The organism is Pseudomonas tremae (assembly GCF_001401155.1).
Classification (GTDB): Bacteria; Pseudomonadota; Gammaproteobacteria; order Pseudomonadales; family Pseudomonadaceae; genus Aquipseudomonas; species Aquipseudomonas tremae.
The window spans coordinates 101,167-114,890 of record NZ_LJRO01000206.1 but is presented as its reverse complement, the minus strand read 5'-3'; the positions used below and the strand labels follow the sequence as shown (position 1 = coordinate 114,890).

At 56.9% G+C, this 13,724-nt stretch carries 11 protein-coding genes; 8 read left to right on the top strand and 3 right to left on the bottom strand.

The features are described from left to right. Positions 1 to 113 precede the first annotated feature (113 nt). Together ALO43_RS15085 and ALO43_RS15080 are read left to right on the top strand one after the other, a co-directional pair. Complete coding sequence (locus ALO43_RS15085; protein WP_024670762.1) at positions 114 to 1,364, top strand: ATP-grasp domain-containing protein; 1,251 nt, start codon at positions 114 to 116, stop codon at positions 1,362 to 1,364. A 31-nt stretch (positions 1,365 to 1,395) separates the two neighbouring features. Next, positions 1,396 to 2,637 carry an ATP-grasp domain-containing protein gene (locus ALO43_RS15080; RefSeq protein WP_054997758.1) on the top strand — a complete coding sequence of 414 codons (1,242 nt, stop codon included), beginning with the start codon at positions 1,396 to 1,398 and terminating at the stop codon, positions 2,635 to 2,637. Between the two features lie 47 nt (positions 2,638 to 2,684). Here ALO43_RS15080 and pobA read toward each other — a convergent pair whose 3' ends face one another. Continuing rightward, positions 2,685 to 3,869, bottom strand: coding sequence for a 4-hydroxybenzoate 3-monooxygenase (gene pobA / locus ALO43_RS15075; protein ID WP_054997740.1), 1,185 nt, complete (start codon positions 3,867 to 3,869; stop codon positions 2,685 to 2,687). A gap of 152 nt (positions 3,870 to 4,021) precedes the next feature. Here pobA and ALO43_RS15070 point away from each other — a divergent pair, with 152 nt between their 5' ends. Beyond that, complete coding sequence (locus ALO43_RS15070) at positions 4,022 to 4,891, top strand: helix-turn-helix domain-containing protein (protein ID WP_054991435.1); 870 nt, start codon at positions 4,022 to 4,024, stop codon at positions 4,889 to 4,891. Between the two features lie 51 nt (positions 4,892 to 4,942). Here ALO43_RS15070 and ppnN read toward each other — a convergent pair whose 3' ends face one another. After that, complete coding sequence (gene ppnN / locus ALO43_RS15065) at positions 4,943 to 6,316, bottom strand: nucleotide 5'-monophosphate nucleosidase PpnN (RefSeq protein ID WP_054997739.1); 1,374 nt, start codon at positions 6,314 to 6,316, stop codon at positions 4,943 to 4,945. Positions 6,317 to 6,753: 437 nt separating this feature from the next. On the opposite strand from ppnN, the gene ALO43_RS15060 reads away from it, so the two are divergent. The 3 genes from ALO43_RS15060 (at position 6,754) to ALO43_RS15050 (ending at position 10,117) form a co-directional block, all read left to right on the top strand. Continuing rightward, a complete protein-coding gene (locus ALO43_RS15060; protein WP_024670759.1) occupies positions 6,754 to 7,428 on the top strand; it encodes a TIGR04211 family SH3 domain-containing protein in 675 nt (224 codons plus the stop codon). Positions 7,429 to 7,823: 395 nt separating this feature from the next. Then, entirely contained in the window at positions 7,824 to 9,425 is a 1,602-nt protein-coding gene (locus ALO43_RS15055; RefSeq protein WP_054997738.1) for a tetratricopeptide repeat-containing response regulator, read from the top strand. Next, positions 9,422 to 10,117, top strand: a complete 696-nt coding sequence (locus ALO43_RS15050) for a sensor histidine kinase (RefSeq protein ID WP_054997737.1) — start codon at positions 9,422 to 9,424, stop codon at positions 10,115 to 10,117. The genes ALO43_RS15055 and ALO43_RS15050 overlap by 4 nt, the downstream gene beginning before the upstream one ends. 207 nt (positions 10,118 to 10,324) lie before the next feature. Here the strand turns inward: ALO43_RS15050 and ALO43_RS15045 are convergent, their stop codons facing one another. Beyond that, positions 10,325 to 11,134 (bottom strand): glycosyltransferase family 2 protein, encoded by an 810-nt coding sequence (locus ALO43_RS15045; protein WP_054997736.1) that lies wholly within the window; start codon positions 11,132 to 11,134, stop codon positions 10,325 to 10,327. Between the two features lie 233 nt (positions 11,135 to 11,367). On the opposite strand from ALO43_RS15045, the gene ALO43_RS15040 reads away from it, so the two are divergent. Continuing rightward, entirely contained in the window at positions 11,368 to 12,279 is a 912-nt protein-coding gene (locus ALO43_RS15040; RefSeq protein ID WP_054997735.1) for a class I SAM-dependent methyltransferase, read from the top strand. Positions 12,280 to 12,454: 175 nt separating this feature from the next. Next, complete coding sequence (locus ALO43_RS15035; RefSeq protein WP_167346615.1) at positions 12,455 to 13,696, top strand: glutamine synthetase family protein; 1,242 nt, start codon at positions 12,455 to 12,457, stop codon at positions 13,694 to 13,696. Positions 13,697 to 13,724 lie beyond the last annotated feature (28 nt).

The window sequence follows — 13,724 nt, the reverse complement described above, 5'->3', positions numbered from 1 at the left end:
AGCGTGCAGGGGAGGCGTGCGTTTAACCAGGCGCCGGGTACCCAACCCAGGCTCTGCCACATCAGCAGTTTAAGGGGATTCGAGCAATCGAATTACCGCGACGGGGCGTTGAAATGCATCACAACAGAACAGTACTGATCGTCTCTTCCGAGTTGAACGTTGCACTGACAATAGACAACATCAAGGCGGTGTATGACCTGAGCGACTGGCAATTTGTTTTTTTGCTGGAAGATTATCTGGGCGTGGCAAGCGAGGCGTTGAAATGCTCCGGAACATTCATCGTATCTGATTTTTCCGTTTCAGCCGAGGTAGAGGCCGCACTGGATAACATTGCCCGGTACTGCAGTGTTTCCGTTGCTGTCCCTTTCGATGAGTTCTCTCTTTACGTCGCGGCATCGGCCAATGACCGTTGGGCGCTGCCTGGCATAACTCGCCAGAATGCGCGGAAGTTTCGTGATAAAAAAAGAATGAAAGAGATCGCCCAGCAGGCCGGCATCCTGACGGCAAAAGAGATCACGCTGGATGAAATCAAAAGCGGGCAGGTCGCGTTTCCTGTGGTTGTCAAACCGCGCTCTCTGGCGGGGTCTGAGGGCGTCCAGATACTCTCTGATGCAACGCAGCTTCATGAGATGGATGTCGATTGGTACGCCGAATACCAAGACATGAATGAACGTCAATATTTTATTGAACAGTACAATCCCAATACCATTTACCATATTGATTGTGTGGTGCTGAACGGCGTGATGTCGTTCATCTCGGTCGGCGAATATTTGGGTAAACCCCTGGATTTTCAGCACGAAAAACCCGTCGGCGTATTGTCTGTCACCGATGAAATGATCGAGGACACCTGGCGGCATTTTACTGAATCGGTACTCACTGCATTCAATGCGCCAGATGGCGTGTATCACATCGAAGCGTTTGCGGACGCAGGTGCAGGTACAGAACTTCTGGAGATTGCCTATCGTCCAGGTGGAGCAGCCATTGTCGAGATGATCGAGATGGTCTATGGGCTGGACCTGCAGTTTATTCATGTTGCGGCGCAGATGGGTCTGAATCCGCCGCTCAATATCCAGCGCAACGCGCAAGCCTTCGGCTATATGACCTTTCCGAAAAAACATCTCTCCGCTGAAGCGCTTTACGTCACTCAGATTTCCTTGCCTCCTCTCGAAAACATGCCCACCTTGAGAACTCACGCCGTACCGACTCTGGGTGGCATCGCATCGGGAAAATTCTACTGTTACAAGGATTCGCTGGGGTCTTTCGTATTTTGTGGGGATCGCGACCTTGTCTCACGGGACGTGCGTTACCTGAACGAACATTATTCGGTACAGGTTGCGGCTGAAAAACAGCCCTCTGCCCAATAATGACAACCACTTTCAGAAGGGCTGCCAGTTGATCGACATACGTAAGCCAAACACTATTCTGATCGTTTCCTCCGAGCTGGATGTCAGCGAGGTAGTTGCCAGAATCAGGAGCCGTTACCCGATCCCTGCGTGGACGTTCATCTACCTTCTGGAGGATCTTCTGGGTCAGGCTGGAGAGGAGTTGAAGCGCGATGGCAACTTTGTGGTCCGGGACTTTGCCGTTCACGAAGACGTCGAAAAAGTATTCAGTCAGATCACAAACACCTATTCCGTAACGGCCGTCATTCCGAATGATGAATTTGCCGTATACATCGCTGCGTGGGCCAATGACTATTGGCAGTTGCCAGGGTTGACGTTCGACATGGCGACACGATTTCGTGATAAAAAACGAATGAAGCATATTGCCCAGACATTCGATATTCCGACAGCAAGAGAAATCACCGTGGATGACATTAGCCGCGGGGCAGTGACCTTTCCGGTTATCCTCAAGCCTCGGTCCATGGCGGGCGCTGTCGGGGTCAAAATCATTACTGAGGCTCAGCAACTTTTCGAGGCATATGCCCCTGCTAGTGATGACTATCAGGACATGAACGAACACCAGTATCTGATCGAAACCTACAACCCGCAGCCTCTTTATCAGTTGGACGCGGTCGTTCTGAAAGGGCAGTTGGCATTCCTTGCGGCGGGAGAGTACCTGGGTAAACCCATCGACTATCTCGCCGAATGCCCGCTGGGTTATTTTTCACTTGCCGAAGAAGATATCCAGCACCTCTGGCGGCCCTTCATCGAGCGTGTGTTGTCCGCTTTTGACGGGCCTGATGGCGTTTACCATATCGAAGCGTTTGGTGATGCTGGCAACGGCTTTGAATTGCTTGAAATTGCCTATCGGCCTGGTGGGGCTTCCACTGTCGATATGATAAAAATCGCTCATGGGATAGACCTGCGTTTCATTCACCTTGCCGTTCAGTTAGGGCTTGTCGATGCGCTACATGTTGAACGTGCGGGCGAGGCGTTCGGTTATATGACATTCCCCAAAAAACACCTCGCCAGAGAAAAACTTCACGTTACTCAGGTTCTACTGCCGAGCATCGAAACTCTGCCAACCCTGAAGATGAAGACTATTGCGCAAGTTGGCGATATCGCTTCAGGCGAGTTTTTCTGCCACAAGGACTGTCTGGGCGCCTTTGTATTCTGCGGAGATCGAGACAGCGTTGCGCGGGACTTGAAGCATATTGTGGACAGTTACAGTGTTCATACAGCGTCCGAGCTGTAAAGCGACGCCTTCGGTATCGGCATTAGGTTATGTGTTCGGTGCCCTCACTATTCAATCGCTTCATACGGCAAACCTACATAATTCTCGGCAATGGTCCTGCGTCCGGCTTCCGAGCCGACGTAGTAGTCCAGTTCGGTCTGCTGAATGCGCTGGCTGAAGGCGTCGGTGCCTGGGAAGTTGTGCAGCACCGAGGTCATCCACCAGGAAAAGCGCTCGGCTTTCCAGACGCGGCGCAGGCAGATCTGCGAGTACTTTTCCAGCAGGTCGGTGCGGCCTTCGCGATAGACCTTGAGCAGGATCCGGTACAGCGTGCTGACGTCACTGGCCGCGAGGTTCAGGCCCTTTGCGCCGGTGGGCGGGACGATGTGTGCAGCGTCGCCGAGCAGGAACAGGCGGCCGTACTGCATGGGTTCCACCACAAAGCTGCGCAGCGGCGCGATACTTTTTTCAATGGACGGGCCGGTAACCAGGCGTTCTGCCAGGTGCGCGGGCAAACGGGCTTTCAATTCACCCCAGAAACGATCGTCCGACCAGTCTTCGACCTTTTCGTCAGCGCTGACCTGTACGTAATAACGGGTGCGAATGGCTGAGCGCATGCTGCACAGGGCAAAGCCGCGCGGGTGGTTGGCGTAAACCAGTTCTTCATTGACCGGCGGCGTGTCGGCCAGCACGCCGAGCCAGCCAAACGGGTAGACGCGCTCGAAGATTTTCAGTGCTTCAAACGGGATCGATTGCCGGGACACGCCGTGAAAACCGTCGCAGCCAGCAATGTAATCGCAGTCGAGGCGCACGGTCTCGCCGTCTTTCACAAAGGTCAGGTAAGGGCTGTCGGTCTTTGGGTCATGGACGTTGACGTCTGCTGCGTCATAAACCGTCATTGCCCCGATAGACGCGCGAGCAGCCATCAGGTCGCGGGTGACTTCGGTCTGGCCGTAGACCGTCACGGTTTTGCCACCGGCAAGGTTTTTCAGGTCGATGCGCTCGCAGCGACCGTCGAAGGCCAGCTCGAAGCCATCGTGAATAAGTCCTTCGGCGTCCATACGCTCGCTGACCCCGGCTTCACGCAGCAGGTCGGTCATGCCTTGCTCAAGCACGCCAGCGCGGATGCGCGAGAGGATATAGTCCGGGTTCTTGCGCTCGACGATCACGTTGTCGATGCCGGCACGCTGCAGCAGTTGGCCCAACAGCAGCCCGGAAGGACCTGAACCGATAATGGCAACCTGGGTTTTCATGGCGATAGTCCTGTCTATTGATCCCTGCCGGCGGTAACCAGCGGGATGTGATTGTTTTTGTCTCCTGCATTTTTAATGGATGCCAACGAGATAAGAAGGCAATATCCAGCGAATTATCTGGACTTTTCAGGGGTTCGGGCGAGGAGAGCGACATGGCCAGACCTGCTGTCACAGCGATACCGGTGTTCAAGCTTTACGGCGAAACCACGGCCTGGCCCACGCCCGACCTGATCCATTGCGAGTCGATACCCGAGCGCAGCAAGATGCACGAGTGGGAGATCAAACCGCACCGGCATGGCGATCTGGTCCAGTTGCTGTATGTGCAATCGGGCAAGGCGATGTTGAAGGTCGAGGACATGGTCAGCGAGGTCCAGACGCCTTCGCTACAAGTGGTGCCCGCACTGAGCGTCCACACTTTCAGGTTTGCCGAAGACATTCAGGGGCACATTCTCAGCTTGGCGCGACCGCTGGTAGAGCAGCTCGAGACGGCGCTCGACATCACTGCGATGAGCACGGCGCGTTGCTACTCCCTGGGCGCAGACAGCCATTATGTGGACACGCTGTTCAGCGCCATTGCGCGCGAATACCGGCAACCCGGAGCCGGTCGCGATTTGATGCTGCATTCGCTGATCAATGTATTGGCGGTATGGCTGAGCCGGCGCTGCAGCGCGCACGCCGGCGAAGAAACTCATTCGCTTGACCGTGGCCGCGAGCATCTACAGGCGTTCATGCATCAACTGGAGGCAAGCTTTCGCGAGCACTGGTCCATCGACCAGCACGCGCAGGCGATGGGCCTCAGCGCGGCTCATCTGAATGCGCTGTGTCGGCGCCTGTGCAACCAGTCAGCGTTGCAGATCATCAGCCAGCGGCTGCTGCTCGAGGCCAAGCGCAACCTGATCTACACCACCATGACCATCAATCAGGTGTCCGACAGCCTGGGGTTTTCCGAACCCGCCTATTTTTCGCGGTTCTTCAAGCGCGCTACCGGCCAATCGCCCCGAGAGTTTCGTCAGCAGAAATAGAAACGGGGGGCTGAGCGCGCCCCGTTTATCGACAGAGTATTACTTAAGCGTTCAGGCAACGACCTGATAGCACGGCACATAAGCCGCGCCACCCGGCAACTTCATCCGGTGCTGGTCGACAAACGCCTGCAACAGCTTGTCCAGCGGGCCCATGATCGACGGGTCGCCCTGGATCTGATACGGGCCGTGTTCTTCGATCAGCCGAATACCCTTGTCCTTGACGTTACCGGCAACGATGCCAGAGAACGCGCGGCGCAGGTTGGCGGCCAGTTCGTGAGTAGGCACGTCATGGTTGAGCTGCAGCTTCGCCATGTTTTCGTGGGTCGGATCGAAGGGGTGCTGAAAGCTCTCTTCGATTTTCAGCAGCCAGTTGAAGTGAAACGCATCGTTGCGCTCGCGGCGGAACTGCTTCACTTCCTTCAGGCCCTGGGTCATCTGCCGCGCTACGTCTGCCGGGTTGTCGATGATGATCTGGTAGTGCCGCTGCGCTTCTTCACCCAGCGTGGCACCGACGAACGCGTGCAGTTGCTGCAGGTACGGTTCGGTGTTTTTCGGGCCGGTCAGGATCACCGGGAACGGTACGTCCTTGTTGTCCGGGTGCATCAGGATGCCCAGCAGGTACAGGAACTCTTCGGCAGTGCCTGCGCCGCCTGGAAAAATGATGATGCCGTGGCCGACACGCACGAACGCTTCGAGACGCTTTTCGATGTCCGGCAGGATCACCAGTTCGTTGACGATCGGGTTCGGCGCTTCGGCAGCAATGATGCCAGGCTCAGTGAGGCCCAGATAACGACCGCCGACAATGCGTTGCTTGGCGTGAGCGATGGTCGCGCCTTTCATCGGGCCTTTCATGACGCCCGGGCCGCAGCCGGTGCAGATGTCCAGGCTGCGCAGGCCCAGTTCATGACCGACTTTCTTGGTGTACTTGTATTCTTCGGTGTTGATCGAGTGGCCGCCCCAGCACACCACCATCTTCGGTTCGACACCGGCGCGCAGGGTACGGGCGTTGCGCAGCAGGTGGAACACGTAGTCGGTAATGCCCTGAGAATTGCTCAAGTCGATGCGCTGGCTGTCCAGTTCGCTTTCGGTGTAGACGATGTCGCGCAGCGCACTGAACAGCATTTCACGGGTGCTGGCGATCATTTCTCCATCAACGAAAGCATCGGCCGGAGCGTTGAGCAGCTCCAGGCGCACACCGCGATCCTGTTGATGGATGCGGACTTCAAAACTTTCGTACGCTTCAAGAATGGTCTTGGCGTTATCGACATGGGCGCCGGTATTGAGGATGGCCAAGGCGCACTGGCGAAACAGGGTGTAGGTACTGCCAGAGCCTGCAGCGCTGAGTTGCTGTACTTCACGTTGCGACAGGGTTTCAAGGCTGCCTTTCGGGCTTACGGTGGCGTTAATCACTTGTCTTGAGAGCATTCTATTTTCCATTAGAGCGATGCAGTCGAGCATCAGGATGGTGAGTGCGCTCGGCACTCAGGCCTGTGAGACCTTTTCTACAGCACTTGCACGGGAAAGCAAACGTTGCACAGTGCCGGAGCCTGATTTGAGGGCCAAACGTCGCGCCAGAGCCGAATTCGTTTGAAAGCAGGGACTTGCTCACGGCCACCGTGCGGCTGAATTTTGACGCAAGCGCAGGGCGATAGTGAACCTGACCCGTTTCGAGGAGTCTGTTAGCTGATGGTGTTTTTGGACGTTCTGCAAAAAAGGGACCTGATACGCTTTTTGTTGCGTGTCATTGGCAGACAATCCGTCCGGGCAGGAGTTGCAAAACCTTTGGTCGCCTGCCGTCCCCATCCTAAGCCGGCCCGTTCAACGAGGCTTTATTTTCATTCCGGATAAAGATAATTATCGCCATGTCTCGTCATCTTCCTGCACTTCTTTCCCGTGCCCCTGGCCTGTTCTCCGTGTCACGTCGTTTATTGGGGGCTGGCCTGTTCGGTGCTGTACTTACCGTGATTGTTCCTGGTAACGCTCAGGCGGCGGGCAACGAGCGTTGGGTCAGCGACAGCCTTACCACTTACGTACGCAGTGGGCCAACGGATGACCATCGCATCGTCGGTACGCTGAAATCCGGGCAGAAGGTCGAATTGCTCTCCAACTCCGGCAAGTTCAGCCAAGTGCGCGGCGAAGGCGGCTCCACCGTGTGGATTCCCAGCAGTGACTTGCAGGAGGTCCCTGGCCAGGCCGAGCGTGTGCCGCAGTTGACCCAGCAGGTCGCCGAGCTGACCGAACAACTGGCCGGTATCGACAACACCTGGAAAACCCGCGTGCAGGGCATGCAGGAGACTCTGGATGCGCGCAAAAAGCTGGTCGATGAGCTCGAAGCGCGGACCAAGACCCTCAACGATCAGCTGGCGGACTCCCAGGCCGAATTGCGTGCTACCCAGGCGCGCCTTGGCGACGAGAACAAGCAGGTAATGATGCGTTACATGGTCTACGGCGGGAGCATCGCCGGTGCCGGGCTGCTGGTCGGTCTGATTCTTCCGGCTCTGACCAAAGGCCGCAAGAAGAACGACGGCTGGGTCTAAGTGCGTCACGCAGGCATGCCGACGCCCTGTGTCGGCATGCTACCCGTGAAGTTGTGCGTTGCATGACGCCTGCCTTCATTCGTCGATCTGCTTCCCCGCAATACCCTTCCTGTTTCTGCCTATACGATCCAGCTCGCAAATTCTGCACCTGACTGACTCGCACACAACAGGCGAAGTGCATGTTTGCGCTATAGTTTTTGTCCGGGTGGTCGAAAAACTGAGTGTCGCTGCAAACCTTGTCCCGTTACACGGGATAGCGGCGCAGGGCTTTGCCTGAATATCAGTCAGCTATCAGTTATCAAGCACGTCTTGAAAGACGTGCTGCCGAGCCCGGTCCGAGTAGCTCTCGGGGCTGTCAGGGCTCGTATTTTTACCTCTCCTGTGCAGGAATCCGGATGCTGGCGTACAACCAAAAAAGCTTTCTTATTGTTGATGACTTCTCTGACTTTCGCAGTTCAGTCAGGTCGATGCTGCGTGAGCTGGGCGTCAAGGAAGTGGATACCGCCGACTCCGGTGAGGAAGCTTTGCGCATGTGCGCGCAAAAGCGCTATGACTTCGTGTTGCATGACTTCAACCTTGGCGATGGTCGCAAGAATGGTCAGCAGGTGCTGGAGGACCTGATGGTCGAGCGGCTGTTGAGTCATGAAAGCGTCTTTATCATGGTCACTGCCGAAAACAGTCAGGCCATGGTCATGAGCGCGCTGGAGTGGGAGCCGGACGGCTACCTGACCAAGCCGTTCAATCGGGCCGGGCTGGCTCAGCGCCTGGAAAAACTTGTGCAGCGCAAGACGCTGCTCAAGCCGATTCTGCAGGCGCTCGACCAGCGCAATCCGGCCCAGGTGCTGGCCGCTTGCGACGCCTTGATCAAGCAGGACCCACGTTATGCGCCGCTTTGTCTCCGCTACAAGGCCGAGGCTCTGCGCGACCTCAAGCAGAACGAACCGCTGGAAGTCTTCCTCAAGACTATTCTGGCCGACCGCGCCACCCCTTGGGCATATGGCGCGCTGGGCAGGCTGTTGCTGAAGCGTGGCAAGGCCGCCGAGGCGCAGGTGGTCTACGAGCAGGGGATCAAGGCTTTTCCGATCATGCCCGCGCTGTTCGACGGGTTGGCTGACGTGCTGGTGGCCCTTGGTGATGCCAAGCGCGCCCAGACTGTGCTCGAAAGTGCAGTGCGTCTGTCACCGTTGGCGGTCCGCCGCCAAAGGCTGCTGGGCAAGCTGGCGTTGGGTAACGAAGACTTCGAGAGTGCCTCCAAAGCTTATCGCCAAGCGGTTTCCCAAGGGCAGCATTCACGCTTCAAGGACCCTGAAACCAACCTCGGGCTGGCGCATGCCTTGATCAGCAAAGGTGGCGAGCAGGGCCTTGATGCGCGGACCAGGGTCGAGGTCAACAATGCCTTGGGCGAAGTCGCCAAGGAGCACAGCAACGACGAAGGTCTGCAAGTGCGTACGCGCTTGATGAAGGCTTCCAGCCTGCAACACTCGGACCCCGAAGCTGCCGCCAAACTCACCGAGCAGGCTATGGCCCGACTCGATGGGTCGGAGCTGTTCCTCAGTGCCGACGCCGCCCTGATGGTGGCAGCACAGCTTAAGCAACTGGGGCAGGAAGAGGCGGGTGCCGGTGTCTTGAAGCACTGCGCGCAGGTCTATGGCGATGACCCGGCGGTGATGAAAAGCGTCGCCAGCATGACTGACGACCCTGCCATTCTGGGCGCCAACAAGGCCGCCAGCGATTTGAACCTGCAAGGCGTGCGCAGCTACAAGTCCGGCAACCTCACCGAAGCACAGGCATTTTTTCGCAGCGCTCTGGCGTTGCAGCCGAAAAATCTCAGTATTGCGCTCAACATGGCGCAGTCGTTGCTCCATCCCGGCCAGAATCTGGGCCAGGCAGGCCTGGACGAATGCCGGGCCAGCCTGACCATGGTCGGCAAGATCCCGGACAGCGACCCGCGTTTTGAGCGTTATCAGAAACTCAGGGAGAGGGCGTTTGGCGCATGAGTGAAGAGAGGGAGCAGGGGCTTGATTTCTCGATGGTGATTGCCTCCACCGTGCATGACATGAAGAATTCGCTGGCGACGCTGACCCAGGCGCACAGTGAGTGGCTGGCGAAGCTTTCTGTTCAGCAGCGCGACACACCGGAACACGGTGTGATCGAGTACGAGTTCGCCAACCTGAACGGCATGCTGGTGCAGTTGCTGGGCCTGTACAAACTCGGCGTCAACCAGATGCCGCTGCGTCCGGATTATCACGAGCTGGACGATTTCATCGAAGCGCAGCTGGCCCATCATCAGGACGTGCTGGCCAGCCGTGGCATCGTGGCCCGCAGCGACATCGATGTCGTGAGCCCGCTGGGCTTTTTCGACCGCGAACTGGTGGGTTCGGTGGTGGGCAACATCATCGTCAACGCTATCGGTTTTGCCCGCGAGCAGATATTCGTTAGCGTTTCAGGGGCAGGCGGTCAATTGAAGATCACCGTCAACGACGATGGTCCGGGTTACCCGGCCTACCTGATCGAGCAGCAGACCGACTACGTGCAGGGGATCAATCAGGGCAGCGGCAGCACCGGGCTGGGCCTGTATTTTGCCGCGCACATCGCGCGACTGCATGCGCGAGGCGGCATGCAGGGGCGTATCGAGATTGCCAATGGCGGCGTGCTGGGAGGTGCGCTGTTCAGCATGACACTGCCTTGAATTAGGCTCTGTACGAAAAGTGGCTGCGCTCGGTGATGCTGCGTTAAGAACAGGCTCGGATGAGAGTCAAATCGGAATGCCCATTCACAACACGTAGAGTCGAACGCGACCCCGGCCGCTCATCGCCTGTTTTGCTTTGCCTGACCTTCGCTCGCCGAGGTTTCGTACAGAACCTTGGGGGCAGTGATTCTCCGACACAATCGTGGCTCAGATATTCAGGCCGAAGTTCTGCTTGATGCTGTTGAGGCTCTCCATCAGCTCCTGATTGGAGGCAAGCGGGTGTTTAATCGGCGAACAGCCATGCTTGAGCGTGAAGTGTTCGATAGCTTCGAGGGCGTTTTTGCGGTGTTGGGCATTGGACGAAATCGTTGATTTTTCCAGCGTCCAGGGCTCGTCTCCGAGGTAAAGCTGGGAGTTGTCGATGTCGGCAAAGAACCAGTACGGCGGATGCATGTTCTGGTTGATGATGGCCAGCGTGTGGTCGACGTGTTCAAACGCATTGTGATACGTCTCGTCCATCAACCCGGCGGCTTCCAGGCTGCGCCTCGAGTAGTACGAGAACGCCCCGACGCAATGGCGGTATAATGGCAAATTGATGCCATTGCCATAATCAATCTTGCACACTGCATTGGCCTCGCCATCCGGCGTCTTGTTCATCAAACCGTGCTGGCTGTAATTCAGGTGCTGTATGCCGGTCAGAGTCGAGGTCAGTATATAAAGCTCGAACACCTCAGGGCTTTTTATGTAGATGTCGTCTTCGATGAGGAAAAAATGCTCGCAGCCAGTCTCCATCAGTCGCGACAACGCTCTGTTCTTGGACTTTCCGACGCCGAGGTTGCTTTCATTATTGAATAAAACCTCGCTGCCGTAGGCAGAGAACTCGGGGTACTCGTCGCCATCATTGATGATGACAATGCTGTCGATGATGTCGGTGGGCAATGAATCGTAAAGTTTTTTCAGCAGTGCCGGACGGTTATACGTGACGATCCCGCAGCCAACCTTTTGACCATCAATCATGGTGATCCTCTGTTCTCTTGAGCGTTAACCTGATTTTTCATGGCCTGCGTCAGCGTTGGCACCGTGTTCAGGGCTGCGCTGACGTAAATCATTATGCGTACCTGGTGGTCTGCAATATTTGCGCCAATGCCCCGGCGGGCGGGGCTTCGGGCCTGTACCGGCTAAAGTTTTGCCGGGGACCGCCGACACCCCGGAAAGGCTGTATCCAATATACGATGAGCGGTGGGTAGGTGATGCTGTTAGCTAATAAGTACTGCCAGGGGCACGGTATCGAGTTGGGAGCAGCCGCTCATAACGCTTTCAACCTCCCCAGTTGTCTGAACGTCGCACCGTGCAACGGTGTCGAGTTCCTGCACCCTCGTGACATGGAGGATTATCAGCAGTACTTCGTTGAACAGATGAAGGTGTCGGGTGGTGTCTCGACAGTCGATATGCTTGGCGACTTTCAATGCATCCACACGGCGGACTCGTCGGTCGATTACCTGATCAGCTCGCACGTCATCGAGCACGTTCCCAACCTGTTTTCCGCTTATGTCGAAGCCCTTCGGGTATTGAAAAACGGTGGCGTTTTCTTCTGCATATTCCCCAAGCGCACCGCCGCACGGACAGACCGCGCTCGTCGTTTGACGACGCTGGCGCAAATGATCGAAGACTATGAAAACAAGGTCGACATGACCACCGTCGCCGATGGTGAATGGCGCGGTCACTACCAGGTGTTCTCTCTGCAGAGCATGATTCGCGCCGTCAACCATGTGAACACTTCCGGTCTGGGGTCGTGGTACATCGAGTGCGTGGAAGAGACCGATTCGAAAGTAGGCAACGGCCACACCCTCGTGCTGCGCAAGGTTGAAGGCTTGTCGGCAGAAAAATGGCAGGATATCGCCGGTTTCAATGCACAGTTCAATCAGTTGCTCATGGAGGGCAAGCTCGAAAACGCGCTTACTCTGACCAAAATCCTGCTGTCCTTCAATTTTTTCGATGCCAACAGGCTGCATCTGGCTGGCGCCCTGAGTCGTGAATTGGGTCATTTCGCCGAAGGCGTCGAGTTCTTGCGTCAGGCCCTCGTGGTCGACCCGGAGAACGAGGATTACCGCAAGGAGTTCATCGAAGTGACCGGAGCGCCTTTCCACAATCCGGTGCTTTGACGGGACAGGTTTAATGCTTGAGGCTTGAAGCCAGTCGCTTCAGACTTGCAGCTCCCCCTCAAAGGATTGACCCATGACACGCAATGATCCCCACTCGCTGGCTCAGCTATTGTCGGGCATTGATGAAGTGGAGTGCGTAACTCCCGACTTGAACGGCGTGCCGCGCGGCAAGGTCATGACGGCCGAAGGCTTTGTGCAAGGGCGCCGATTGCAACTGGCACGCGGCGTGCTGCTGCAATGCATCATGGGTGGTTATCCTCCGGCGCGCTTTTACGGCAGCGATGATGGTGACCTGGCGCTGGTCAGCGACCCGCAGCAGATCCACCGCCTGCCCTGGAGCGATCAGCCCAGGGCATTGGCGATCTGCGATGCCGTTGACCTGAGCGGCGAGCCTTGCATGCTATCCACCCGCAACCAGTTAAAGGCGGTGGTTGCCCGCTACGCCGGTCAAGGCCTGGCGCCGGTGGTCGCCACCGAGCTCGAGTTTTTCGTCTTTGCGCCAAATCCCGACCCGCATCAGCCGTTCATGCCGCCGGTGGGGCTGGACGGGCGCCGCGAGGCGGGGCACTCGGCGTTTAGCATCAGTTCCAATAACGGTCTGCGGCCGTTTTTTGCCGAGGTCTATGCCTGTATGGCGGCGTTGGGACTGCCACGTGACACGGTTATGCACGAGATGGGCGTCAGTCAGTTCGAGATCAACTTGTGGCACGGCGATCCGTTGACGCTGGCCGACCAGACCTTTCTGTTCAAGCACCTGCTCAAAGAAGTCGCCCTCAAGCACGGTCTGATGGTGGTGTGCATGGCCAAACCGTTGGCCAATACGGCGGGCAGTTCGATGCATATTCATCAGAGCGTGGTAGAGATAGCGTCCGGACTCAATGTATTCAGCAACGCCGATGGCGAGGCGACAGCCACTTTCCGCCACTTCATTGGCGGACAGCAGGCCTGCATGGCTGATTTCACGGCATTGTTCGCGCCGAATGTGAATGCCTATCAGCGCCTGTTTCATCCCTATGCCTCGCCCAACAATGCCTGCTGGTCCCACGATAATCGCGCCGCCGGACTGCGTATTCCGGCGAGTGCGGCGGCGGCCAGAAGAGTGGAGAATCGTCTGCCGGGCGCAGACGCCAACCCTTATCTGGCCATTGCGGCGAGCCTTGCGGCGGGGTTGTACGGTGTTGAACAGGGCCTGGAGCCGACTGCGGCTATGCAAGGCGAAATCGAGGTGCCGGAAGAATTGTCACTTCCTTGTACCTTGCATGCCGCTCTCGAACGTCTGAAAAGCAGTGAGCTGGCCAAGGAACTGTTTGGTCATGAATTCATCGAAGGCTACGTCGCGTCGAAGGCTATGGAACTGAGCAGTTTTTTCGACGAGATCACCCCCTGGGAACGGCGCGTTCTGGCTGCTCAGGTTTAAGAATCGCAGTATCGGGCTTGTCCATTCG

Bases quoted from the DNA above. Each gene is read 5' to 3' on its own strand.
- ALO43_RS15045 (WP_054997736.1), bottom strand. From the start codon at position 11,134: ATGATTGATGGTCAAAAGGTTGGCTGCGGGATCGTCACGTATAACCGT.
- ALO43_RS15070 (WP_054991435.1), top strand. From the start codon at position 4,022: ATGGCCAGACCTGCTGTCACAGCGATACCGGTGTTCAAGCTTTACGGC.
- ALO43_RS15035 (WP_167346615.1), top strand. From the start codon at position 12,455: ATGACGGCCGAAGGCTTTGTGCAAGGGCGCCGATTGCAACTGGCACGC.
- pobA (WP_054997740.1), bottom strand. From the start codon at position 3,869: ATGAAAACCCAGGTTGCCATTATCGGTTCAGGTCCTTCCGGGCTGCTG.
- ALO43_RS15050 (WP_054997737.1), top strand. From the start codon at position 9,422: ATGAGTGAAGAGAGGGAGCAGGGGCTTGATTTCTCGATGGTGATTGCC.
- ALO43_RS15055 (WP_054997738.1), top strand. From the start codon at position 7,824: ATGCTGGCGTACAACCAAAAAAGCTTTCTTATTGTTGATGACTTCTCT.
- ALO43_RS15060 (WP_024670759.1), top strand. From the start codon at position 6,754: ATGTCTCGTCATCTTCCTGCACTTCTTTCCCGTGCCCCTGGCCTGTTC.
- ALO43_RS15040 (WP_054997735.1), top strand. From the start codon at position 11,368: ATGCTGTTAGCTAATAAGTACTGCCAGGGGCACGGTATCGAGTTGGGA.
- ALO43_RS15085 (WP_024670762.1), top strand. From the start codon at position 114: ATGCATCACAACAGAACAGTACTGATCGTCTCTTCCGAGTTGAACGTT.
- ppnN (WP_054997739.1), bottom strand. From the start codon at position 6,316: ATGCTCTCAAGACAAGTGATTAACGCCACCGTAAGCCCGAAAGGCAGC.